Raw genomic sequence first — 22,351 nt, 5'->3', positions numbered from 1 at the left:
TATGCCACTTCTTTAAATCAATACCATTCGCTATAACATTTCCATTACGTCCAAAAAACATCCACTTTTTCAGGGTGTAAGAAACAGCTCTACCAACATAATTTTTTCCGCTTTCAGTTAGTCTATTTTATGTTTCATAAAGTATTAAATCTTATTTCGAATGAAATATAAAGTGAGTCCCAAACCGTTTAACCCCGCTAAACATTTAGCCTCTCTATCAAGGGGTTACTGCGAAACTCGCGGTTGCCCCCTTGCCTTATAAGTTAATGTAAACATTGAGATATTTTCCTTCACCTCTTAAAAAATCACTTTAGCTATTCATGCCATCTATGATTTAGATCAATATCCAAAAGCTCGCATTAATTGATAGTTACTGCACGTTACGAATTAAGTCATTTATTCAAAATTTAACGTAACTCCGTATTTAAATCGGGCGTAACCAGACGTTACATCAACACGCCAGGATAGCCAGCCTTGCCCTTTTTTACTTTTTAAATGAAGAGTGTTTTACAAATGAAAGTTGTTAAAAATGCCCGTACTGCTTTTGTATTTGGTGTTATTTTCACTGGCTCTATGAACGTAACTCAAGCAGCTGATGTAAACGTAAACCTTAACGATAACGTATTCAATTCAGGTACTTTTATTCAGATTCAGGGAACTGACAATACCGCTTATAATCTGGATGATATGAAAGCTGAGAATGTAAAACAAGACGGGCAGATCTATAACTTACAAGGCGATCGTGAGCGTATGCAAAACGAGATTGACGCTAGTAAAGGTAATATCAGCACTAACGCCAATAATATTTCCTCTCTTCACACTTCTGTTTCTGGTGTCGATCATGAAGCTAAATTAGCAGGCGCTCTTGCTGACACCGCTAATAAAAAAGGTGATGCGGCGTTACACGGCGTGCTGACTAACGGAACTGCAATTACTAATATTGAAACTGTTAACGCTGTCCAGGATAGCCGCCTTGCAACTGTTGAAACTACTAACGGTATACAAGATGACCGCCTGTTAGCTCTTGAGAATGCACCAAAACCAACTAACGGCGTTGATGGAAAAGACGGCGCTAAGGGTGAGAAAGGCGATACCGGCGCACAGGGCGTAGCCGGAATTAACGGACGTGACGGAGCGAATGGTAAAGACGGTAAAGACGGCAAAGATGGAAAAAATGGCGTGATGACCACTGTGACACGCACGCAGGTAGACACGACAACACAAGCTAAAGTCACTACTAATAGTCAGGCGGTTACGGCCGAGGTTCAGGAGCTGCAGGCGACCAAACAGACATTACAGGCTCTGAATAACAACGCTAACCAGCAATTTAAATCGCTGCGTGAGGAAGTCGATAATAACAAGGAAGAAGCAAACGCAGGTATCAGCGGCGCGATGGCGATGGCCGGTTTACCTCAGGTGCAAACAAATCAGCGCGTGATGTTCTCGGCTGGCGGTGCGACTTACAACGGTGAAAGCGCGTTAGCGGTTGGGGCGTCGGTTAACTTTAACGAACATATGGTTGGTAAAGTGAGCTTCTCTGATGACACAGCAAATAATATGGGGGCTTCAGTCGGCGTAGGGATTGGCTTTTAATAAATAACCAGTATGACAAAATACATTGTTATCTCTGTAATAGTGTACCTGATGCTTATTATCGTTGGCGCATGGTTAGGAATTATGTATCAGGCTTATTATATTTGCGGCCATTAAACCTTCTTCTATAGAATATATTTCACCAAAGATATCATCGTAATGATAAAGTCACTCTTAGCGGTATTAATAGCTGGTGCTGCCATCCTGCTTTCTGCGTGTACTTCAACTGCTCAGCGCATGGCCGAATGTGAGCGCCAGGGCATTAGCAAAGATACCTGCTACCTGGCTGAGCAAAATCGCCAGAATGCTTATAATGAAGCCGCACAAAATGCAACATGGGCGAACGCGCGTGATGCCGCAGCGGGTACGGGTATCTGGGCTAAAAAAGACGTGAAACAACATGCTCAGGCGGCCAAAGCGGTACACGCCTTTAAATGGGAAGGAATGAAGATCACAATTAAAGGCGAGATCCTGGATGTCGATGGCGTATTGGGCGCGCTGGATGAAAATGAGCCTCAGGCAAAAGTTTATTCACAAGGGCTATACACCTTCATTTACTATCCAGCTAAAGGCAAATTAGCGGTGAGTAAAGAAGGAAAGTTTGAAGGCTACGCAACAAAGATTAAATAGAAAAAGAGGCGACACCTGTCGCCTTTTTAATTTGCAGGCCTTAACGAATTACTCTAGCTGCCACGCCCCAGCATCAATAAGCGATGCGGTTCCCGTCCAGGCAAACATTGTCAGTTCGCGCGCCCCTTCATCAGGATAAATGCGGCTGCTCAGGCACGCCTCCCCTTCATTGACAAACACTTCCACTGACGAGCTGTCAACGAACAGGCGCAGGCTTAACGTGTCGTTCAGGTTCAGCGCGACGCTTCGGGTACCGCACAGGCCATACTGCGGATAATAACGCTCCAGCACCAGGCGCTGCATCTGCGCATCAACGTAGAGACGGAATCCGTCGCCAAGACGAATGCCGTACTGCTCCGCGCTGCTGTTAGCACAGTCCCACTGCAGAATGATCTCCATCGCATCGCAGCTTTCCACCTGAACGATCTGCTGATTGTTGAGCGTGCTCACCGGCCAGGGGAACCACGCTCCCCGCAAGCTTTCCACTTCTCTGGCTGGCCGCATCTGCAGGCGGTTATCCGCGCTTAGCGTCAGCTCGCGCGGTAAGGAGAGCATGCCAGCCCACCCGTCCTGCTGTTCCGGAAGGGGAGATTCCCACATGTCCAGCCAGCCGATAACGATGCGGCGGCCGTCAGGCGTCAGGAAGCTTTGTGGCGCATAGAAATCATGCCCGCTATCCATCTCCACAAACTCACCTTCACGCACGAAAGGTTGGCCGGGCTGCCACTCCCCCAGCAGGTAACCGCTCTGGAAAAGATTGCGATTTTTGAATCCCTCCGCAGCCAGCCCCTGAGGTGAAAACATCAGCACGCGTTTGCCGTTGAGGGTGAAAAAGTCCGGGCATTCCCACATATAACCCATCTCTTTTTCAGCCACCGCAAGCACGCCCATATCCTGCCATTCGCGCAGGTCGTCAGAACGGTAAACGCGCACCTGGCCCGTCTCGCCATCCCGCGCGCCGACAACCATGTACCAGCGCTCCCCTTCCCGCCACACTTTTGGATCGCGAAAGTGATGCAGCCCAGGCGGCGTGTCAACGATCGTTCCTTGCCGCGTAAAATGGACGCCATCACGGCTGGTTGCCAGGCACTGCACCTGGTAAAGGTTAGCCTCGTCATCCGGATCGCCGTGGAATTTGTGGCCGGTATAAATCAGCGCCAGCGTATCGCCATCCACCACCGCCGAGCCGGAAAAACAGCCGTCCTTATCCTCTGGCCCTTCCGGTGCCAGCACCACCGGGAGGTGTTCCCAGCGAACTAAATCCTTGCTGCGCGCATGGCCCCAGTGCATCGGCCCCCACTGGGTCGAGTACGGATGATGCTGGTAAAACGCGTGATACCAGCCGTCAAACCACACCAGACCATTCGGGTCGTTCATCCAGCCGGCACGCGCGGCGAGGTGGTAACGCGGATACCAGCGCAGGTTAAGATCGCCGCGTTTGGCCTGTAATGATTGTTCAGCTTTGGAAATGGAATACATCATTTGTTTACTCTTTTCAGTCAGATAGTGGAGGGTTGCGGCATGAGCGGGTCAGAAGAAGACTTACCCGAGCGCAACAGGAAGATGGAGATGAGCGTGGTGCTGAAAACTAACAGCCCCATAATGAGATAGGATTGGGCAAAGCCGTATTTCTCATAGCTGTAACCCGCCAGCGGCGACAGCACAGACGCAATCACCGAGCTTGTACAGGCAAAGCCCACCAGATAGAGCGTGGAAGAGAGCCGCTTATCAAAATGTAAGCTGTTGTATTTAAATATCGAGACCAGCAATACGGGCAGTTCTACCGCGTGCAGCAGCTTGGTAATGGAGATGAGCACCGGCCCCTCAACCAGACCGGATGCCACCATACGCATTGCCATCACCATTCCCGAGAATATCAGGCCGTTTTTCGCGCCGAGGCGGTTCACCAGCCACGGGGCGCAAAACATGCCCGCCGCCTCAAGGAAAACCTGGAAGGAGTTGAGATAGCCGTACATGGCGTTCCCTTCCTGCAACGTCGGGAACTGTGATGAGAAATAGACCGGGAACTGCTGATCGTAAACGCCGTAAATGCAGGTGCCGATAACGAAAAACACCAGCGCCCAGAAACGCGGCAGCGTCAGCAGGCGCAATGCGTCTTCCAGCGTCACCTTGCCACCGGACACCGCTTCCTGCATGGCGTGCGGTGCAGAAGAGACCCGCAGGCGCGCGAGCAAAACAAAAAACACCAGACCGGCGCCGCTCGCGACAGCGAAATTCAGCTTCGGATTGATGTTAAACAGGAGCCCCGCAAAAAAGGTTGCCGCCGCCCAGCCAAGCGATCCCCACATTCTCGCCTTGCCAAACTCAAACTGGCTCTGACGGGCCACGCGTTCGGTATAGGATTCCAGCACCCCAATCCCACCGTTAAACGTCAGGCCAATAAAAATCCCGCCGAAAATACTGCCCAGCAACACGTTAATTTGCAGCAGATAGCCAAACAGCAAAAAGGCCGGACCGGAAAGAATAAGCAGACTGGTCAGAAACCAGAGCAGGTTTTTGCGCAGGCCGAGTTTGTCCTGAATAAATCCATAGCAGATTTGAGCAAACAGCGCGGAGACGGAAAGCACGGCATAGATAACGCCCGTATCCCCCGCTTTTAACCCCACTTCCTGGTGGAGCCAGATAGAGAGCAACGAACCGGAAGATGACCAGGTGACAAAAAAGAAAAACAGTAATGCGCTCAGTAAGGGATAGCTGTGAGAGTGATGCGTTTTCATCATGGCATTCTCGTGTTGGAGTAATGACCCCAATGGTAACGTTAACATCCATGTTTTCTCATGCTGCCTGATTAAGATTTAAGATGTTAATCACGAAAGTTAACGTTAACATTAAGGAAGTGAGATCGCGATCATAAATTCATAACTGAGGTAAGCATGACTTAACCTGGTCATCAGCCTTCCTTTTACATCAGCGACTTAGTTGTATACCCTCTCACAGAGCATTAACGGAGTAAGAAAATGGCTTCCCTGAAGGACGTCGCAAAGCTGGCTAACGTATCGCTGATGACGGTTTCCCGCGCGCTTAACAGCCCGGAGCGGCTTAAACCGGAAACGCTGGCGCGCGTACAGTGGGCTATCGAGCAAACCAGCTACGTTCCCGATCTGTCCGCCAAGAAAATACGCGGCGCGAATGCTTCGCCTAAAACCATAGGCGTGCTGGCGCTCGATACGGTCACGACACCTTTTTCGGTGGAGATTACGCTGTCCATTGAAGAGACGGCCAGGATGCACGGCTGGAATAGCTTCGTCATGAATATGTTTGCTGACGACAATCCGGATGCCATTGTCGATCTTCTGCTCTCCCACCGGCCAGACGGGATTATCTACACCACGATGGGGTTACGTCAGGTTCCTCTTCCTGCCAAGCTGCTCACCCTCCCCTGCGTGCTGGCCAACTGTGAGAGTGTCGGTGAAAAGGTCGCCAGCTATATCCCGGATGATGAACAGGGGCAGTACGCCGCCGTCAGGGCATTACTCGCGGAAGGCTATCGGCAGCCCCTGTGTCTGCATTTACCTGTGGGCCATCTGGCCACAACCCGGCGCCGTCAGGGGCTTGAACGCGCCTGCCGTGAAGCCGGAATCGACCCGGACAGCCTGGAACATGCGTATATGGCGCACGGGGATGAGCATTATCGTGATATTCCGTCCGCATTGCTGGCGCGTATCCGGAACGGCATCCCGCGGTTTGATTCCGTTATCTGCGGTAACGATCGTATCGCGTTTATGGTGTACCAGACGCTGCTGGCGCAAGGGCTTCGCATCCCTGAAGATGTCGCGGTTATCGGCTATGACAATATGGTGGGCATTGGCGAGCTGTTTTTGCCGCCTCTTTCAACGGTTCAGTTGCCCCACTACGAAATTGGTCGCCTGAGCGCCCTGCACATTATTAACGGAGCACAACACCGGGAAACGACGCGCGTTGAAAGTCCATTTTTAATGCGTGATTCCATGGCGCGCGCCATGTGACTACCGCTTTTTGTCGTTGATGGAAAAAGAAGGGGGTATGAAGGCAGCATACCCCCTTCTTTTGTCAGCCAATGGCACGATTTGTCACACTCTTTTCTGTCATTTAACAACCCGAACAAATGCCGAATAAGTAATTGTTTTTATTGCCAATAAAGTGCAATTTTCTTTTTAAAAATGGTGATATTGCCTCTCCTGTGCTCCATGTCACAAAACAGTAAACAAATTAACCATTGAGCCCCGTGACAAAAGGCTCTATATTGGCGGCGTTTTTTTCAGGCCCCATCTGTTTTTTAACTTTTTATTCAATCGTGGCTCATAGCGAAGCGGCGGTTGTAGGAGTGATATGATGACGGATAAAGTCCGTATTGACACCGTAGATGCCCACAAAAGCAACGAAACCTATCTGGCCCGTCAGGCCGAGTTTGAATCTAACGTCAGGAGTTATCCGCGCAAACTGCCTTTAGCGATTACTAAAGCAGAAGGCGTGTGGATCACCGATGCAGATAATAAAGAATACCTTGACTGTTTAGCAGGCGCAGGGACCCTTGCGCTTGGCCATAACCATCCTGATGTGCTGAAAAGCATCCAAAATGTCATTACCAGCGGCTTGCCGTTACACACTCTGGATCTGACTACGCCTCTGAAAGACGCGTTTTCTGAATATCTGCTCTCTCTGCTGCCTGGTCAGGGCAAAGAATACTGCCTGCAGTTCACCGGTCCATCCGGTGCCGACGCCGTTGAAGCGGCGCTGAAGCTGGCGAAAAAAGTGACCGGCCGTAGCGGTATCATCAGCTTCTCTGGCGGTTACCACGGCATGACCCACGGCGCACTGTCCGTGACCGGTAACCTGTCTCCGAAAGAAGCTGTTGACGGTATGATGCCAGAAGTGCAGTTCATGCCTTACCCGCACGAGTACCGCTGCCCGCTGGGTATCGGTGGTGAAGCGGGCGTGAAAGCGCTGACTTACTACTTCGACAACCTGATCAACGACGTTGAAAGCGGCGTGCGTAAACCTGCCGCGGTGATCCTGGAAGCCGTTCAGGGCGAAGGCGGCGTGAACCCGGCTCCGGCTGAGTGGTTGCAGCGCATTCGTAAAGTGACTCAGGAACACGGCATTCTGCTGATCCTCGACGAAGTTCAGGCTGGCTTTGCCCGTACCGGTAAATTCTTCGCCTTCGAACACGCAGGCATCGAGCCAGACATCATCGTGATGTCTAAAGCGGTTGGTGGCGGTCTGCCGCTGGCCGTGCTCGGTATCAAAAAGCAGTTCGACGCATGGGCGCCAGGCCACCACACCGGTACTTTCCGCGGCAACCAGCTGGCAATGGCAACCGGCCTGACGACGCTGAAAATCCTGAAAGACCAGAACATCGCGGGCAAAGTGGCTGCACAAGGCGAATGGCTGAAAGGCCAGCTGAAAGAGATGGCAAAACGTTATCCGGTCATCGGTCACGTGCGCGGTCTGGGCATGATGATCGGTATCGAGATCGTTAAGCCACACGAAGCTGCTGACCATATGGGCTGCTTCCCTGGCGACGGCGAGCTGTCTGCGCTGATTCAGAAGAAGTGCTTTGAAGCCGGTCTGATTCTGGAGCGTGGTGGTCGTAACGGTATCGTTCTGCGCCTGCTGCCTTCCCTGCTGATCAGCGACGAAGAACTGAAAATCTTCCTGGATAAATTCGAGCAGGCACTGCTTGCTGCGGGCGTTCGCCCGGCGTAACCGGAGTAGTTGATTACGATGTCAGATTCAAACCCAATTTTGTTCTCCTCTGCGCAGAGCATTGAAGCTTACCAGCAGGCGATTGAACAAAGCACTCAGGCTGTGATGCAGTGGCTGAAGCAGCCTGAGATGTACCAGGGAAAAACGGTCGCGGAGCTGCGCGACCGTATTAAGCTGGATTTCAACCCGAAAGGGCTGGGCAACGAAGCGGCGATTGAACGCGCCGTGGAGTTCTTCCTGAAAGACAGCTTGTCCGTTCATCACCCGCAGTGTGTGGCGCACCTGCACTGCCCAAGCCTGGTGGTAAGCCAGGCGGCGGAAGTGCTGATCAACGCCACTAACCAGAGTATGGACTCCTGGGATCAAAGCCCGTCCGCAACCATTATTGAGATCAAACTGATCGAGTGGCTGCGTACCCGCGTGGGTTATCAGGCTGGCGACGCGGGTGTGTTCACCAGCGGCGGTACCCAGAGCAACCTGATGGGTCTGATGCTGGCGCGTGACGCATTCTTCGCGCGTCAGGGCCACTCCGTTCAGCAGGACGGTCTGGTGGGCGATCTGCGCAAAATTCGCGTGCTGTGCTCCGAAAACGCGCACTTCTCCGTGCAGAAAAACATGGCGCTGATGGGCCTGGGCTATCAGTCCGTAGTGCAGGTGAAAACCGACGAGTTCTCCCGCATGGATCTGACCGATCTGGCGGCGAAAATCGAGCAGTGCAACGCGAACGGGGAGCAGATTCTGGCCATCGTCGCGACGGCAGGTACTACCGATGCCGGTGCTATCGATCCGCTGCGTGCCATTGCTGAACTGGCGGCGAAGCAGAACATCTGGGTACACGTTGACGCGGCCTGGGGCGGCGCGCTGCTGATGTCCGATCAGTATCGTCACTACCTGGACGGCATCGAGCTGGTGGATTCCGTCACCCTGGACTTCCACAAGCAGTTCTTCCAGACCATCAGCTGCGGCGCGTTCTTGCTGAAAGAAGCGCGTCACTATGAGCTGATGCGCTATCAGGCGGCCTACCTGAACTCTGAGTTCGACGAAGAAGCGGGCGTGCCTAACCTGGTGTCCAAATCTCTGCAGACCACCCGTCGTTTCGACGCGCTGAAGCTGTGGATGAGCCTGGAAGCGCTGGGTCAGGAGCAATACGCGGCGATCATCGATCACGGCGTAACGCTGGCGCAGCAGGTTGCGGCCTACGTGAAAGAGCAGCCTGCTCTGGAACTGGTTATGCAGCCACAGCTGGCAAGCGTGCTGTTCCGCTTCCGTGGCCAGGTGCAGATGGACGACGCGGGCATCGCCCTGCTGAACCAGAAAATTGGTGATGCGCTGCTGGAATCCGGCCGTGCAAACGTCGGTGTGACCGAGCATAACGGCATCACCTGCCTGAAGCTGACTCTGCTGAACCCAACCGTGACGCTGGAGGATATCAAAATCCTGCTGTCGCTGGTTGAGCGCACCGCGCAGGAAGTTCTCGCGAAGTAATACAAAACCCCTCTTCCGACGGAAGAGGGGTTATCTTTATACGCCTGCCCACCACATTCTGATTTTCAATCCCCAGTAGCTCGTCAAGCCCGTTGTGGTACTGACTACTTTCCCCTTTGACACAATCACCAGCGTCGGCGTTACGCTCACCTGCCACTGCTGCGACACGGCACCGTTTGCATCGTTAATCACCGGCATACTCAGGTTTTTCTTTTCAACCCAGCGAGCGAGCTTTGCATCGTCACCGGAGCGCATGGCAATGCTTACGACGTTACCGCCCTCTTTTGCCAGCTTATCGACCGCAGGTGTCGTATAACGACAGATGCTGCACCAGGTTGCCCAGACGTAAATCAGCAGGGGGCGCTCCTTGCTGAGCGCCGCGATATCGTGAATGTTACCGTCGATGCTCTGCATAGGCGTTGCGCTAAAGCTGGCGGGTAATGACGGCTTTCGGTATTGATCCACGCCCCACATAACCGCCAGCGTAAGCAGAATGAGTATGATCCCTTCCCGCGCCCAGCGGCGCAGGCGACTCAATTTACGGTTATCCATTATGACCTCTCGATTTAACGGAGGTCATCTTAGCCGGCTATTCGGCGTCATGCTGTAAAGAAGTGTCGCGTCACTTTATTCCGGGGTATAGCCGTAGTTGTAATGGCTATAACCCGAGTGGTAATAGAACGCAGCGGATTTCACAATATCATTGAGAATCGCGCCTTCAACCTGGACGCCCATCTGCTGCAGACGCTTCCGACAGTTTTCGATCTCTTTGACGCTGGTTTTACCGAAACGGGCAACCAGCAATGTGGTTGCCGCGGCTCTGGCGACGAGTAACGCATCCGTTACGGCCAGCACCGGTGGCGTGTCAACAATCACGATGTCGTACTCTTTGTCTATTCGCGACATTACCGTCTGGAAGCGTTCATTCATGAGCAGCTCGACAGGATGTGAAGGCTGAGGCCCACAGGTCAAGACATCAAAGCCACCTTTCTCGGAGCGTTGAATCGCATCCTGCCACTCTACGCTTCCCCCCAGCACGCTGGACAAGCCATGCTGGTTGTTCAGTTTGAAAATATTGTGAACATATCCCTTGCGCATATCCGCATCAATAAACAGTACCCGTTGACCTGCCTGAGCGGCAATCGACGCCAGCGAGGTGCTCACCAAAGTCTTTCCGCAGTCCTGCGAAGGGCCTGAAATCACCACTATCCGATTAACGGCATTCATCATGGTAAAATGCAGACTGGTGCGTAACCCGCGAACCGCCTCGACAAATATATCCGCCGGACGGTCAACGGGCGGGAAAGGTACGTTTGACGTCCTGTGCTTCCAGTGGGAAGCAAACAGCGTCCTTCTGCGTAAATGCGTTTTTTTCCATAGCCACACTGAACGCGGGAGCGTAGCCAGAAGAGGCATTCCCTGCGCTTCCAGCTGTTCAGACGAGGTGATGCCCCGTTTAAACGCAGAGCGCACCAACACCGTTCCTGCAGAGAGCATCAATCCCACCAGCATACCGAACACAATGATAATCACTTTGTGCGGTTTGACGGGTCCAGGCTGCGTTACTGCAGGGTCAATGATCCGCACGTTTCCGATGGCGCTGGAGCGCGAGATATTCAGCTCCTGCTGACGCGTCAGCAGCTGCAGATAGATGGTGCGCCCGGACTCAACGTCACGGCTTAAACGCAAAATTTCCTGCTGTGTAGAAGGCATGGATGAGACGCGGTTATTCAGGCGCGTACGTTCCTGCTCCAGGGTCTGTTTTTTTTCCCGTAAGGCGCGGTAGGTTGGGTGATCCTTTTTGAAAAGCTGAGAAACTTCTGCTTCGCGGAACGTCAGCTCGTTAAGCTGATTTTCAACATTAACAACCTGATCGAGAACCGTCTTCGCCTCAAGGGATAGATCGACAGAATCGCGCTGCTCTCTGTAGGCGTTCAGTCGTGCTTCGGCTTCATCCAGTTCGCGCCTGATTTTAGGTAATTGGTCCTGTAAAAACGTCAGGCTGCGGGTATCTTTAGCTTCCTGGCGCGCAATATTCTGGCTGAGATAATTTTCAGCAATGGTGTTGAGCACCACGGCGATCTTGTCAGGGTCCTCGCCCGTCAGCGTTAAGCTGATAATTCCGCTCTGCTTCGCCGACTCAGAAACAATGAGTCGGCGCTGAAGGGCGTTAATTGCTTCAAGCTTTGTGACGGTTTTGAGGGCAAACCGGGTGCCTGGTGCCGCACTGAGCGAGGTGACAAGCAGCGTTACTCCGTCTTTAACCAGCGTTTTCCCAACAACGCCATCAGCCTCAAGCGTTTTTCCTTCGAGGTGATACCGGCCCTGCTCCTGAACGGTCAGTAAAAGTTCCTGTGGCTTGTCTTTCAGAAGAGGAAGGGTAAGCGCGCCAATTGTCAGTTCACCGGCTTTACGCCCTCGTTCCAGCAGCGGCCCAATGACGGGCAGCACGCGCCGTTTGACGCTGTACGTTAGCCCCAGCTTATCAACGGTCTCCCCCAGAATCATCCGCGACTTGAGCAGCAAGAGTTCGGGCGCAACATCAGGTGAAAGATCGGTACCAAACTGGCTTAAGCTTTTGAGCAACGAGTTGTCCTGCTTCGCTTCTATCTGCACAAGGGCATCAGCCTGATAGATTGGTGTGACGCTATACGCATAGATCCCGGCGCATACGGTGAACAGGAGCGTGATGCACGCTATCATTACCCGATGATCAAACATCTCAGCCAACAGCTGAATGAGATCAATTTCTTTATCATGCGGTGTCGCAGCACCAAATTTGTCTGATTTATGAGACGACATTACTGCTTCATTCCTTGTTGACGCAAACGACGAGCCCATTCCTGACTGGCTTTTCCTAACTGCTCGAAAACATATTCGAAGGCTTCCCGGCTTTTGCGATACGGGTCGGGAATGTCCTTTGTTTCCAGCCACTGACCAAACAACAGCGATTTCCCCCGATTCTCCGGCGCCACTGAGGCAATAAAACGGAGATGCTCTGGCTCCATCACCAGAATCAAATCGGATTTTTGTAACAGAAAACGTGTGACCTTACGCGCCACGTGACCTTCCAGCGAAACGCCATGACGTAAGGCGACTGCCTTTGCAGTCGCATCCGCCGGGCGTCCTTCAAGCCCGAAAATACCTGCCGAGGTCACCTGCGCGTCGGGTAGCTGCTGGCGCAACAGCCGCTCACCAATCGGTGAACGGCAAATATTGCCGGTGCAAACCACGAGAATTGAATTGAACATTATTGCGGCCACGACCTGATGTAACGGACGGTTTCGGTCAGGTCATGTACACCACTGATGGTGGGTACCAGCTGGGCGATCACACGATTCCAGCGTGAAAGCGGTGCCGTCGTGACATAGACAATGTCGTACGGTTCCAGCTCGAATTCTGTGCTCAGCACCATGGCTGAGGCATCTTCCGCATTGAGTTGATAGATGTTGGCGATTTTGTCTTTCTCGCCTTTTCGTGAAACCGGGCGAATAACAAAAATCCCGGTTGCATCGGCCATATTCTGGTTCAGCCCGCCTGCATTCCCCAGGGCTTCGGCCAGCGTCATGCCGCTACGATCCATCTTAAGGGTGCTCTGTTTAACCACCTCGCCCATCACAAACACTTTCAGCGCGTCGTTCCGGGGAACAAACAGGATATCGCCCGGATAAAGCAGCTTATTTTGGGTTAAATCGCCATGTTGCATCAGAGCATAGAGGGAAAGGCGCGAGTCCTGGCCATCATGCGTGAGCACGACGTTACGCCAGTCGGCATCCGCAGAGAGACCGCCCGCGGCGTTCACCGCATCCATTACCGTCAATGGAATATTGGTTATTGGCTGCTGGCCCGATTTCTCAACCTCTCCGGTGATATAGGCTTTTTGAGAACGGAAGGAGGCAACGCTGACGTCCACCTGAGGGCTCTCAATGACCTCATCCAGCCGCGCGGTGATCTCCTCACGTACCTGCGAAACCGTTTTGCCCGCCACTTTCAGCTTGCCGACGTAGGGGTAGAAAAGCGTACCATCGGCGTTAACCCAGTTACCCGCGTCGCTCGCGCTACGGTACTGCCCTGCGGGCGTCGTGAGTTCAGGGTGATCCCAGACGGTGACCGTCAAAATGTCCCCTGAGCCAATGCGGTATTCCCAGTTTTTGAGCTGCTCATCCAGAGTAGGATTTGCCTGAGATTTAGAAACGGGTGGGCGCAGTTTTTCAATCAATCCAGGGGTTAAAGGAAAAACTTCCACGCGTTTGTCCAGCGGATCGTTAATTTCCTCACCGGTAGTGACTTTTTTCCCGGAAAGACTTAAGTTCTGGCCTGGTGAAAATACACATCCTGTTAGCTGGCTGAGAGTCAGAAAGGACAGTAAAAGAGCAGTTGTATTTTTCATTTATATAAAATGTTGATTTATCGTTGCGCTGGGTAGTTAACTCGCAAAAGAAAGCAAGCAAGCCCTTGAAATATAGTTATTTATTATTTCACCGTGATACTGTAAAACACACGTTCGCTGTCGTTTAAAAAGTTAAAAAACAGCGCACAATTGCGCAAGAAAACGGAGAGTAATAATACTTTATGCGCCGCGATATTAAATGTTATCCCTTACGAAAGCATTCGCTTAACGGTGCTATTTTGACGTATAAACTTATTTTCAGAATAGATTAATAAAATAATAAAAATAACAAATATTCCGCACAATCAACATTCACCGCAATGATGAGCATCACCGCTATCGACTACCCAAACCCCTCCACTTTTGTTACATTTTTTATCAAACGCATCATGCTTTGATACTTAAAATAGACCGTCTGTCTTGTGCTGTGTGCCCTGCAGACGAAAGTCTCTGAAACAATATCACTGGAGAAAAAATGGCTAAGCGTAAATTGCTGCTTCTGGGTGTATTACTGTCTCTGGCGGGCTCCGCGTTTTCTGCCCCGCAAACCGCCGCTGCGCCATCGGGCATCAAGGCCTATGAAGAACAAGAGTTCATCGCCGATTTCACGAAGTTTAAAATCGGCGATACGGCACCGGCGCAATATCAAACGCCGGAGTACACCATTAAACAGTACCAGCTGCGTAACCTTCCGGCACCGGATGCCGGTACCCACTGGACCTACATGGGCGAAAACTACGTCCTGATTGGCGATGCGGATGGCAAAATCTACAAAGCCTACAATGGAGATATTTTCTATCATCGCTGATACGATCGTAATCCGTCCGTGGCAGGAGAGCGACCGCCCTTTCCTGCGTACGCTCTACCTCCACGCCCGGCGTGAAGCCTGGCCGTGGCTGGACAGTTCTGCGTGGCAGCTTGAAGATTTTGACGCGGCAACCCTGGACGAAGAGATTTGGGTGGCGGAGCAGGATGGGCACCGACTTGGCTTCGCCTCAGTCTGGACGAACGATAATTTTCTGCACAACCTGTTTGTCGACCCGCAGTATCAGAGCCTGGGCGTCGGACATGTGTTGCTTGAGCACGTACAGAAGACGTTTACCAGCACGGGCTCACTCAAGTGTCTGGTGAAAAATGCGCGGGCTATTACGTTTTACCAGCGGCACGGCTGGCACATTGAGGCGACGGGGAATTCTCCTGAGGGAGAGTACTATCTTATGCATTACCGGCTTGGGTAAAGTCAGGTGGCGCTTCGCTTACCTGACCTACAAAATCGTATTTCGTAGGCCGGGTAAGGCGAAACCGCCACCCGGCAATCCAGCGCTGGGGGGTTACACCGCGCGGAAGGCGATTTCACCCGGGATCACTTCACCCTGCCAGTAGAGCTGCGCCGCAACGCGCCCCGCCAGCTGGCGATACATCTTAGCGAACTCGCTGTCCGGACGGCTGACGACCGTCGGCTTCCCGCTGTCCAGATCTTCACGCAAGGAAATATGCAGCGGCATCTGCCCCAGCAGCTGGGTGTGATACTGCGCTGCCAGTTTTTCCGCCCCACCCGTACCAAAGATAGGCTCATGGTGTCCGCAGTTGCTGCAGATGTGCATGCTCATGTTCTCGACGATGCCGAGCACCGGCACTTCCACTTTCTCGAACATCACGATGCCTTTTTTGGCGTCGATCAGCGCGATATCCTGCGGCGTGGTGACCACAACGGCCCCCGTTACCGGGATGTTCTGCGCCAGCGTCAGCTGAATGTCACCGGTGCCCGGCGGCATGTCCAGCACCAGATAATCCAGATCCGGCCACATCGTTTCCTGCAGCATCTGCAGCAGCGCTTTGCTGGCCATCGGGCCGCGCCAGACCATGGCGTTATCGTCGGTCACCAGGTAACCGATGGAGTTGGTCGCCAGACCGTGCGCCACGATCGGCGCCATATGCGTGCCGTCCGGCGAGGTTGGACGCTGATTTTCCGCACCCAGCATGTTTGGAATAGACGGACCGTAGATATCGGCATCCAGAATACCGACCTTTGCCCCTTCCGCCGCCAGCGCGAGCGCGAGGTTGACGGCGGTAGAGGATTTACCCACCCCACCCTTACCTGAACTCACGGCGATGATGTTTTTCACCCCGTTGACGCCCGGCTGATTTTTCACACGCTTCAGCGTGGCAATGCTGTGGCTCAGCTTCCAGTCAATCGCTTTCGCACCGGTAATGCGCAGCAGCTCGGCGCTGGTCTGCTCTTTCAGCGCGTCAAAGGCGCTGGTCCAGACGAACGGCATCTGCACTTCAACGTGCAGCGTATCGTCCAGCCACGCGACGTGGTGCAACGCTTTCAGCGTAGTGAGGTTATGTTTCAGGGTTGGATGCTGAAAGTTAGCCAGCGTCCCGGCGACCATTGCTCGTAAGGCTTCCGGTGATTTGGCCTGGGATTGAGAACTCATCCCGACTCCTTTGTTCTTGTGAATAAGACCTTAGACAAACAAGTTTACCTGAAAGGCCGTGGTTTGTGCTTACTTAATAATGCCCCTTTTGGTAATATCGAAAACCCTTTTCACAGTTAAAAGAAGTAATGCCTACTATGACTCAAGTCGCGAAAAAAATTCTGGTAACGTGCGCCCTGCCGTACGCCAACGGCTCAATCCACCTCGGCCACATGCTGGAGCATATCCAGGCTGATGTCTGGGTCCGTTACCAGCGAATGCGCGGCCACGAGGTTAACTTCATCTGTGCGGACGATGCCCACGGCACGCCGATTATGCTGAAAGCGCAGCAGCTGGGGATTTCCCCGGAGCAGATGATTGCCGAAATGAGTCAGGAGCATCAGACCGATTTTGCTGGCTTTGACATCAGCTATGACAACTATCACTCCACGCACAGCGAAGAAAACCGCGAGCTGTCGGAGCTGATCTACACCCGTCTGAAAGAGAACGGTTTCATCAAAAACCGCACTATCTCTCAGCTGTACGATCCGGAAAAAGGCATGTTCCTGCCGGACCGTTTCGTCAAAGGCACCTGTCCAAAATGTAAATCCCCGGATCAGTACGGCGATAACTGCGAAGTCTGCGGCGCGACCTACAGCCCGACCGAACTGATTGAGCCCAAATCCGTGGTATCCGGCGCCACACCTGTGATGCGTGATTCCGAGCACTTCTTCTTCGACCTGCCGTCCTTCAGCGAAATGCTGCAGGCGTGGACCCGCAGTGGCGCGCTGCAGGAGCAGGTGGCGAACAAGATGCAGGAGTGGTTCGAATCCGGCCTGCAGCAGTGGGATATCTCCCGCGATGCGCCGTACTTTGGCTTCGAAATCCCGAATGCGCCGGGCAAATATTTCTACGTCTGGCTGGACGCGCCAATCGGCTACATGGGCTCCTTCAAGAACCTGTGCGACAAGCGGGGCGACACCGTCAGCTTCGACGAATACTGGAAGAAAGACTCTACCGCCGAGCTGTACCATTTCATCGGCAAAGACATCGTTTACTTCCACAGCCTGTTCTGGCCGGCCATGCTGGAAGGCAGCAACTTCCGCAAGCCGACCAACCTGTTCGTACACGGCTACGTCACGGTGAACGGCGCCAAGATGTCCAAGTCCCGCGGGACGTTCATCAAGGCCAGCACCTGGCTGAACCACTTCGACGCGGATAGCCTGCGCTACTACTACACCGCGAAGCTCTCTTCCCGCATCGACGATATCGACCTGAACCTGGAAGATTTCGTGCAGCGCGTGAACGCAGACATCGTCAACAAGGTGGTGAACCTGGCGTCCCGTAACGCGGGCTTTATCGCCAAGCGCTTTGACGGCGTAATGGCCGCTGAGCTGGCGGACCCTGCCCTGTACCAAACCTTCACCGACGCGGCAGCCACCATTGGCGAAGCCTGGGAAACGCGCGAGTTCGGTAAAGCAGTGCGTGAAATCATGGCGCTGGCTGACCTGGCTAACCGCTATGTGGACGAGCAGGCGCCGTGGGTTGTCGCTAAACAGGAAGGCCGCGATGCCGATCTGCAGGCCATCTGCTCCATGGGCATCAACCTGTTCCGCGTACTGATGACGTACCTGAAGCCAGTTCTGCCGCAGCTGGCAGCCCGCGCTGAAGCGTTCCTGAACACCGAACTGACCTGGGATGCAATGGCACAGCCGCTGCTCGGCCACAAGGTGAACACCTTTAAGGCGCTGTATAACCGCATCGAGATGAAGCAGGTTGAAGCGCTGGTCGAAGCCTCTAAAGAAGAGGTGAAAGCGGCTGCAGCACCGGTAACCGGCCCGCTGGCGGACGATCCGATTCAGGAAACCATCACTTTTGATGACTTTGCTAAAGTCGACCTGCGCGTGGCGCTGATTGAAAACGCAGAATTCGTGGAAGGCTCTGACAAGCTGCTGCGCCTGACGCTGGATCTCGGCGGCGAGAAGCGCAACGTCTTCTCCGGCATCCGTTCTGCCTACCCGGACCCGCAGGTGCTGATCGGCCGTCAAACCGTGATGGTCGCTAACCTGGCGCCGCGCAAAATGCGCTTCGGCATTTCCGAGGGGATGGTGATGGCAGCAGGCCCTGGCGGGAAGGATATCTTCCTGTTAAGCCCAGACGAAGGCGCGAAGCCGGGCCAGCAGGTGAAATAAAAAAAAAGCCGGAGATAATCTCCGGCTTTTTTATGGTTTCGGGTGATGCACCCGATGGGTCAGCCCGCGCAGGAAATTACGCAGAAACTGGTCGCCGCACTCGCGGTAATTTTTGTGGTCCGGCGCGCGCATCATGGCAGTGATTTCCGGCATCGACACGCGGTATTTCTGCTCGGTCATGATCGCCTGGATATCGTCCGTTTTCAACGAGAAGGCGATACGCAGCTTTTTCAGCACCGTGTTGTTGTTCACCCGACGCTCCAGCGCCAGCTCGGGCGCGGAGTCATCTTTTCCACGTTTATCGTAAATCAGCCCGTTCAGAAAACCCGACAGAATGATGTCCGGGCAGCGGACGAAGCCCTCTTCGTCCTCTTTGGTCATCCAGGTATCAAAATTTGCAGACGTGGATTCAATGTCGGACAGCGCAAGAATGCGCACCATGTCGTTATTGTTTGCTTTCAGGGTGTAGCGCAGGCTACGAAGAATATCGTTACTTAGCATAGAGCCTTCGAATGTCGATGATGCAATGGCGCGCAGTGTACCAGTTTTACAGGCCAATCGCCTCTTTCAAACTTTTCAGATAGCGGCGGCTGACGGGGACGGTCTGCCCGGCGCGCAGCACCAGCTCGGCCTGACCGTTATCTTCCAGACGGATCTCCTTCAGGTGTGCCATGTTCACCAGATACTGACGGTGACAGCGAATCAGCGGCGTACGGCTCTCCAGCGTGCGCAGGGTCAGCTCGGTAAACCCTTCGTTCCCTTCCGCGCTGGTGACAAACACCCCGCTCAGGCGGCTGCTGACAAACGCCACATCATCCATTTGCAGCAGATAAATCCGGCTGTGCCCGGTGCAAGGGATAAATTTCAGCGGCTGCTGGTTTTCCGGCAGCAGCGTAACGTCCTGGACGGTTCGCTCCTGGCGTAAGCGGGTGAGCGTTTTTTCCAGCCGCTTCTCTTCAATCGGCTTGAGTAAATAATCGAACGCGTGCTCCTCAAAAGCCTTAACGGCATATTCGTCGAACGCCGTCAGAAACACGATGTAGGGACGATGCGCCGGGTCGAGCATGCCGACCATCTCCAGCCCGCTGATGCGCGGCATCTGAATGTCGAGGAACAGCACGTCCGGGCGCAGCTTGTGCACCGCACCGATGGCCTCAATGGCGTTGGCGCACTCCCCCACAATCTCAATGTCTGGCTGCTCCTGCAGCAGAACGCGCAGGTTTTCCCGTGCCAGCGGCTCGTCATCCACAATCAGCACTCTTAACATGCGTTTTCCTCCAGCGGCAGTCGAACGGTAATACGGGTAAAACGGTCAGGCTCGCAGGCGACGGTAATGCCACAGTCGTCGCCAAAATGGGCGCGCAGACGTTTATCAACCAGGCTCATCCCTAATCCGCCCGAAGCGGAAGGCTGGTACAGCCCGGCGTTATCTTCAATATCCAGCACCAGATGGTGGTTAAAACGGCTGGCGGCAATGGTTATCTCCCCTCTCCCCAGCAGCTGCGAGGTACCGTGCTTGATGGCGTTCTCCACAATAGGCTGCAGGGTAAAGGCCGGAAGATGCTGATACGCCAGCTCGTCCGGAACGGAGAGCGACACCTGCAGGCGGGACTGAAACCGCGCCTGTTCAATTTGCAGATAGGCATTCACGTGCTCAATTTCATCGGCGAGGGTCACGATCTCTGACGGGCGCTTCAGGTTTTTACGGAAAAAGGTCGACAAAAACTGCACCAGCTGCGCGGCCTGATCGCTGTCGCGGCGAATCACCGCTTTGAGCGTGTTGAGGGCATTAAACAGGAAATGCGGATTGACCTGGGCATGCAGCAGCTTAATTTCAGACTGCGTCAGCAGGGCTTTCTGCCGTTCATACTGCCCGGCCAGAATTTGCGCGGAAAGAAGCTGGGCGATACCCTCCCCCAGCGTGCGGTTGATGGAGCTGAACAGACGGTTTTTCGCCTCATACAGCTTGATGGTGCCCATCACCCGCTGATTTTCCCCGCGCAGCGGAATGACGAGCGTGGAGCCCAGCTTGCACTGCGGATGCAGCGAGCAGCGGTAAGGCACTTCGTTACCGTCGGCATACACTACTTCGCCGGTTTCAATGGCGCGCAGCGTATAGGTCGACGAGATCGGTTTGCCCGGCAGGTGGTGATCGTCTCCGGTGCCGGTAAACGCCAGCAGCTTTTCGCGATCGGTAATGGCCACCGCGCCGATATCCAGCTCTTTATAGAGCACCTGCGCGACCTTCATGCTGTTCTCTTCGTTAAACCCCTGACGCAGGATCCCTTCGGTCGAGGCGGCAACCTTCAACGCCGTGGCGGAAAAGGCCGAGGTGTACTTCTCAAACATGGCGCGCTTGTCGAGCAGAATACGCATAAACAGCGCCGCGCCGACGGTGTTGGTCACCATCATCGGGGCGGCAATACTGCTGACCAGGTGCAGAGCATCCTCGAACGGGCGGGCAATCAGCAGAATGATCGCCATCTGCGCCATTTCAGCCACAAATGTGATGGCCCCGGCGGTAAGCGGGCTAAACACCTTGTCCGGGCGACCGCGCTTAATCATATAGCTGTGCACCAGGCCACCAAGCAGCCCTTCGACGATCGTCGAGATCATGCAGCTGAGCGCCGTCATCCCGCCCATGGAATAGCGATGCAGCCCACCGGTTAAACCGACAAGGCCACCGACGACCGGGCCGCCCAGCAGCCCGCCCATCACAGCGCCGATGGCACGCGTATTAGCAATAGAGTCTTCGATGTGGAGGCCGAAGTAGGTCCCCATGATGCAAAAAATAGAGAAGGTGACGTAGCAGAGCAGCTTGTGCGGCAGGCGTACGGTGACCTGCATCAGCGGAATGAAAAGACGCGTTTTGCTCATCAGCCAGGCAATGACCAGAAACACGCACATCTGCTGAAGCAACAGCAACACAAGGTTAAACTCGTACATACTCAAAACCGCACACGCTAAAAAACGCGTAACATACACGGATGCGGCTGAACTTTCTTTGAAGCGCCCCAAAAAAGCGTAAAATCGTGTCCGTTATCACATCTTTTTCTGCACATCGTGCATGGTTCGCATTATTTGTTTAAAAATTAATCAATTCTTCCTGGTTCGGCAAAGTGGGTCTACAGTTAAGCTGGGGACGCGTAAGCCAGGGGGCAAATATGGCGCTTTACACAATCGGTGAAGTGGCACTCCTTTGTGATATCAATCCCGTTACCCTACGGGCGTGGCAGCGACGGTATGGATTGCTCAAACCGCAGAGGACGGACGGTGGTCATCGCCTTTTCAACGATACCGATATCGACCGGATCCGTGAAATCAAAAGCTGGATCGACAACGGGGTGCAGGTCGGGAAAGTGAAGTCCCTGCTGAGCCACGACGACCCGGACACGCAACGCCTCTGGCGCGAGCAGCAGGAAACGCTGCTGCGGCTCCTGCAGGCCGGTAACCTGCAGCGACTGCGCGCCTGGATCAAAGAGCAGGGTCGCGATTATCCGGCGAAAACGCTTATCACCCATCTTTTCATTCCGCTCCGTCGGCGCCTGCAGTGCCAACAGTCTACCCTGCAGGCGCTGCTCAGCATGCTTGACGGGGTGCTGATCAACTATATTGCCGTCTGTCTTGCCTCGGCGAAGAACAAGGCAGGAAAAGATGCGCTGGTGGTCGGCTGGAACGTGCACGATACCACCCGTCTGTGGCTGGAAGCGTGGATCGCCACCCAAAAGGGCTGGCGCGTGGATGTCCTTGCGCACTCGCTGGGGCAGCTCAAACCCGAGTTTTTCGACGGCCAGACCCTGCTGGTCTGGTGTGGCGAAGTGCCGTCCGCCACGCAGCAACAGCTGCTGACGGAGTGGCGTGAGCATGGTTATCCGGTTTATTCCCTTGGCCCGGATGAGCCATAACGGCATTTAATGGTTCATTAACAGCTGCGC

At 53.8% G+C, this 22,351-nt stretch carries 19 protein-coding genes; 9 read left to right on the top strand and 10 right to left on the bottom strand.

The window, feature by feature from the left end:
* Nucleotides 1-513 precede the first annotated feature (513 nt).
* Nucleotides 514-1,593, top strand: coding sequence for a YadA C-terminal domain-containing protein (locus APT89_RS24500; protein ID WP_239689077.1), 1,080 nt, complete (start codon nt 514-516; stop codon nt 1,591-1,593).
* Between the two features lie 159 nt (nt 1,594-1,752).
* Nucleotides 1,753-2,223 carry a hypothetical protein gene (locus APT89_RS01125; RefSeq protein WP_072201643.1) on the top strand — a complete coding sequence of 157 codons (471 nt, stop codon included), beginning with the start codon at nt 1,753-1,755 and terminating at the stop codon, nt 2,221-2,223.
* A gap of 48 nt (nt 2,224-2,271) precedes the next feature.
* Here APT89_RS01125 and APT89_RS01120 read toward each other — a convergent pair whose 3' ends face one another.
* Nucleotides 2,272-3,705 (bottom strand): glycoside hydrolase family 32 protein, encoded by a 1,434-nt coding sequence (locus APT89_RS01120; protein WP_060571622.1) that lies wholly within the window; start codon nt 3,703-3,705, stop codon nt 2,272-2,274.
* A gap of 17 nt (nt 3,706-3,722) precedes the next feature.
* Nucleotides 3,723-4,964 (bottom strand): MFS transporter, encoded by a 1,242-nt coding sequence (locus APT89_RS01115; protein ID WP_060571621.1) that lies wholly within the window; start codon nt 4,962-4,964, stop codon nt 3,723-3,725.
* Between the two features lie 237 nt (nt 4,965-5,201).
* On the opposite strand from APT89_RS01115, the gene APT89_RS01110 reads away from it, so the two are divergent.
* The 3 genes from APT89_RS01110 (at nt 5,202) to APT89_RS01100 (ending at nt 9,414) form a co-directional block, all read left to right on the top strand.
* Nucleotides 5,202-6,209 (top strand): LacI family DNA-binding transcriptional regulator, encoded by a 1,008-nt coding sequence (locus tag APT89_RS01110; protein ID WP_041909071.1) that lies wholly within the window; start codon nt 5,202-5,204, stop codon nt 6,207-6,209.
* Nucleotides 6,210-6,552: 343 nt separating this feature from the next.
* Nucleotides 6,553-7,929, top strand: coding sequence for a diaminobutyrate--2-oxoglutarate transaminase (locus APT89_RS01105; RefSeq protein WP_014884533.1), 1,377 nt, complete (start codon nt 6,553-6,555; stop codon nt 7,927-7,929).
* Nucleotides 7,930-7,947: 18 nt separating this feature from the next.
* Entirely contained in the window at nt 7,948-9,414 is a 1,467-nt protein-coding gene (locus APT89_RS01100; protein WP_028013828.1) for a pyridoxal phosphate-dependent decarboxylase family protein, read from the top strand.
* A 36-nt stretch (nt 9,415-9,450) separates the two neighbouring features.
* On the opposite strand, the gene APT89_RS01095 is transcribed toward APT89_RS01100, so the two are convergent.
* The 4 genes from APT89_RS01095 to APT89_RS01080 all read right to left on the bottom strand — a co-directional run bounded on the left by APT89_RS01095 (nt 9,451) and on the right by APT89_RS01080 (nt 13,804).
* Nucleotides 9,451-9,966 carry a protein disulfide oxidoreductase gene (locus APT89_RS01095; protein WP_060571620.1) on the bottom strand — a complete coding sequence of 172 codons (516 nt, stop codon included), beginning with the start codon at nt 9,964-9,966 and terminating at the stop codon, nt 9,451-9,453.
* Between the two features lie 75 nt (nt 9,967-10,041).
* Nucleotides 10,042-12,216, bottom strand: a complete 2,175-nt coding sequence (locus APT89_RS01090) for a polysaccharide biosynthesis tyrosine autokinase (RefSeq protein ID WP_060571619.1) — start codon at nt 12,214-12,216, stop codon at nt 10,042-10,044.
* Nucleotides 12,216-12,665 carry an arsenate reductase/protein-tyrosine-phosphatase family protein gene (locus tag APT89_RS01085; RefSeq protein ID WP_028013831.1) on the bottom strand — a complete coding sequence of 150 codons (450 nt, stop codon included), beginning with the start codon at nt 12,663-12,665 and terminating at the stop codon, nt 12,216-12,218. Before APT89_RS01085 ends, APT89_RS01090 begins: the two co-directional genes overlap by 1 nt.
* Nucleotides 12,665-13,804 carry a polysaccharide export protein gene (locus tag APT89_RS01080; protein ID WP_028013832.1) on the bottom strand — a complete coding sequence of 380 codons (1,140 nt, stop codon included), beginning with the start codon at nt 13,802-13,804 and terminating at the stop codon, nt 12,665-12,667. Before APT89_RS01080 ends, APT89_RS01085 begins: the two co-directional genes overlap by 1 nt.
* A 475-nt stretch (nt 13,805-14,279) precedes the next feature.
* Between APT89_RS01080 and APT89_RS01075 the strand changes: the two genes are divergently transcribed.
* Both APT89_RS01075 and APT89_RS01070 read left to right on the top strand, forming a co-directional pair.
* Nucleotides 14,280-14,612, top strand: coding sequence for an RcnB family protein (locus tag APT89_RS01075; RefSeq protein ID WP_008500887.1), 333 nt, complete (start codon nt 14,280-14,282; stop codon nt 14,610-14,612).
* Complete coding sequence (locus tag APT89_RS01070) at nt 14,563-15,042, top strand: GNAT family N-acetyltransferase (RefSeq protein WP_045259769.1); 480 nt, start codon at nt 14,563-14,565, stop codon at nt 15,040-15,042. The genes APT89_RS01075 and APT89_RS01070 overlap by 50 nt, the downstream gene beginning before the upstream one ends.
* A 93-nt stretch (nt 15,043-15,135) precedes the next feature.
* Here APT89_RS01070 and apbC read toward each other — a convergent pair whose 3' ends face one another.
* Entirely contained in the window at nt 15,136-16,245 is a 1,110-nt protein-coding gene (apbC, locus tag APT89_RS01065; RefSeq protein WP_060571618.1) for an iron-sulfur cluster carrier protein ApbC, read from the bottom strand.
* 137 nt (nt 16,246-16,382) lie between these two features.
* Between apbC and metG the strand changes: the two genes are divergently transcribed.
* Nucleotides 16,383-18,416 (top strand): methionine--tRNA ligase, encoded by a 2,034-nt coding sequence (gene metG / locus APT89_RS01060; protein ID WP_041909060.1) that lies wholly within the window; start codon nt 16,383-16,385, stop codon nt 18,414-18,416.
* Nucleotides 18,417-18,446: 30 nt separating this feature from the next.
* On the opposite strand, the gene APT89_RS01055 is transcribed toward metG, so the two are convergent.
* The 3 genes from APT89_RS01055 to APT89_RS01045 are packed head-to-tail and all read right to left on the bottom strand — an operon-like array spanning nt 18,447 to nt 21,362.
* Complete coding sequence (locus tag APT89_RS01055) at nt 18,447-18,917, bottom strand: DUF1456 family protein (protein ID WP_041909058.1); 471 nt, start codon at nt 18,915-18,917, stop codon at nt 18,447-18,449.
* 46 nt (nt 18,918-18,963) lie between these two features.
* Nucleotides 18,964-19,683 (bottom strand): two-component system response regulator BtsR, encoded by a 720-nt coding sequence (gene btsR / locus APT89_RS01050; RefSeq protein ID WP_023312443.1) that lies wholly within the window; start codon nt 19,681-19,683, stop codon nt 18,964-18,966.
* A complete protein-coding gene (locus APT89_RS01045; protein ID WP_041909056.1) occupies nt 19,677-21,362 on the bottom strand; it encodes a sensor histidine kinase in 1,686 nt (561 codons plus the stop codon). The genes btsR and APT89_RS01045 overlap by 7 nt, the downstream gene beginning before the upstream one ends.
* Nucleotides 21,363-21,580: 218 nt before the next feature.
* Here APT89_RS01045 and mlrA point away from each other — a divergent pair, with 218 nt between their 5' ends.
* Nucleotides 21,581-22,321: an HTH-type transcriptional regulator MlrA gene (gene mlrA, locus APT89_RS01040; RefSeq protein WP_041909054.1), complete on the top strand. Its 741-nt coding sequence runs from the start codon at nt 21,581-21,583 to the stop codon at nt 22,319-22,321.
* Nucleotides 22,322-22,351 lie beyond the last annotated feature (30 nt).

Source organism: Enterobacter sp. 50588862 (assembly GCF_001462935.1).
GTDB classification, from domain to species: Bacteria; Pseudomonadota; Gammaproteobacteria; order Enterobacterales; family Enterobacteriaceae; genus Enterobacter; species Enterobacter bugandensis.
Note: the sequence above shows the minus strand (reverse complement) of the source record. Positions and strands in the feature narration are given on the sequence as shown.

Bases quoted from the DNA above. Each gene is read 5' to 3' on its own strand.
- btsR (WP_023312443.1), bottom strand. From the start codon at position 19,683: ATGTTAAGAGTGCTGATTGTGGATGACGAGCCGCTGGCACGGGAAAAC.
- APT89_RS01075 (WP_008500887.1), top strand. From the start codon at position 14,280: ATGGCTAAGCGTAAATTGCTGCTTCTGGGTGTATTACTGTCTCTGGCG.
- APT89_RS01120 (WP_060571622.1), bottom strand. From the start codon at position 3,705: ATGATGTATTCCATTTCCAAAGCTGAACAATCATTACAGGCCAAACGC.
- APT89_RS01125 (WP_072201643.1), top strand. From the start codon at position 1,753: ATGATAAAGTCACTCTTAGCGGTATTAATAGCTGGTGCTGCCATCCTG.
- APT89_RS01105 (WP_014884533.1), top strand. From the start codon at position 6,553: ATGATGACGGATAAAGTCCGTATTGACACCGTAGATGCCCACAAAAGC.
- APT89_RS01080 (WP_028013832.1), bottom strand. From the start codon at position 13,804: ATGAAAAATACAACTGCTCTTTTACTGTCCTTTCTGACTCTCAGCCAG.
- APT89_RS01045 (WP_041909056.1), bottom strand. From the start codon at position 21,362: ATGTACGAGTTTAACCTTGTGTTGCTGTTGCTTCAGCAGATGTGCGTG.
- APT89_RS01055 (WP_041909058.1), bottom strand. From the start codon at position 18,917: ATGCTAAGTAACGATATTCTTCGTAGCCTGCGCTACACCCTGAAAGCA.
- APT89_RS01090 (WP_060571619.1), bottom strand. From the start codon at position 12,216: ATGTCGTCTCATAAATCAGACAAATTTGGTGCTGCGACACCGCATGAT.
- mlrA (WP_041909054.1), top strand. From the start codon at position 21,581: ATGGCGCTTTACACAATCGGTGAAGTGGCACTCCTTTGTGATATCAAT.
- apbC (WP_060571618.1), bottom strand. From the start codon at position 16,245: ATGAGTTCTCAATCCCAGGCCAAATCACCGGAAGCCTTACGAGCAATG.
- APT89_RS01095 (WP_060571620.1), bottom strand. From the start codon at position 9,966: ATGGATAACCGTAAATTGAGTCGCCTGCGCCGCTGGGCGCGGGAAGGG.
- APT89_RS01100 (WP_028013828.1), top strand. From the start codon at position 7,948: ATGTCAGATTCAAACCCAATTTTGTTCTCCTCTGCGCAGAGCATTGAA.
- APT89_RS24500 (WP_239689077.1), top strand. From the start codon at position 514: ATGAAAGTTGTTAAAAATGCCCGTACTGCTTTTGTATTTGGTGTTATT.
- metG (WP_041909060.1), top strand. From the start codon at position 16,383: ATGACTCAAGTCGCGAAAAAAATTCTGGTAACGTGCGCCCTGCCGTAC.
- APT89_RS01085 (WP_028013831.1), bottom strand. From the start codon at position 12,665: ATGTTCAATTCAATTCTCGTGGTTTGCACCGGCAATATTTGCCGTTCA.
- APT89_RS01115 (WP_060571621.1), bottom strand. From the start codon at position 4,964: ATGATGAAAACGCATCACTCTCACAGCTATCCCTTACTGAGCGCATTA.
- APT89_RS01110 (WP_041909071.1), top strand. From the start codon at position 5,202: ATGGCTTCCCTGAAGGACGTCGCAAAGCTGGCTAACGTATCGCTGATG.
- APT89_RS01070 (WP_045259769.1), top strand. From the start codon at position 14,563: ATGGCAAAATCTACAAAGCCTACAATGGAGATATTTTCTATCATCGCT.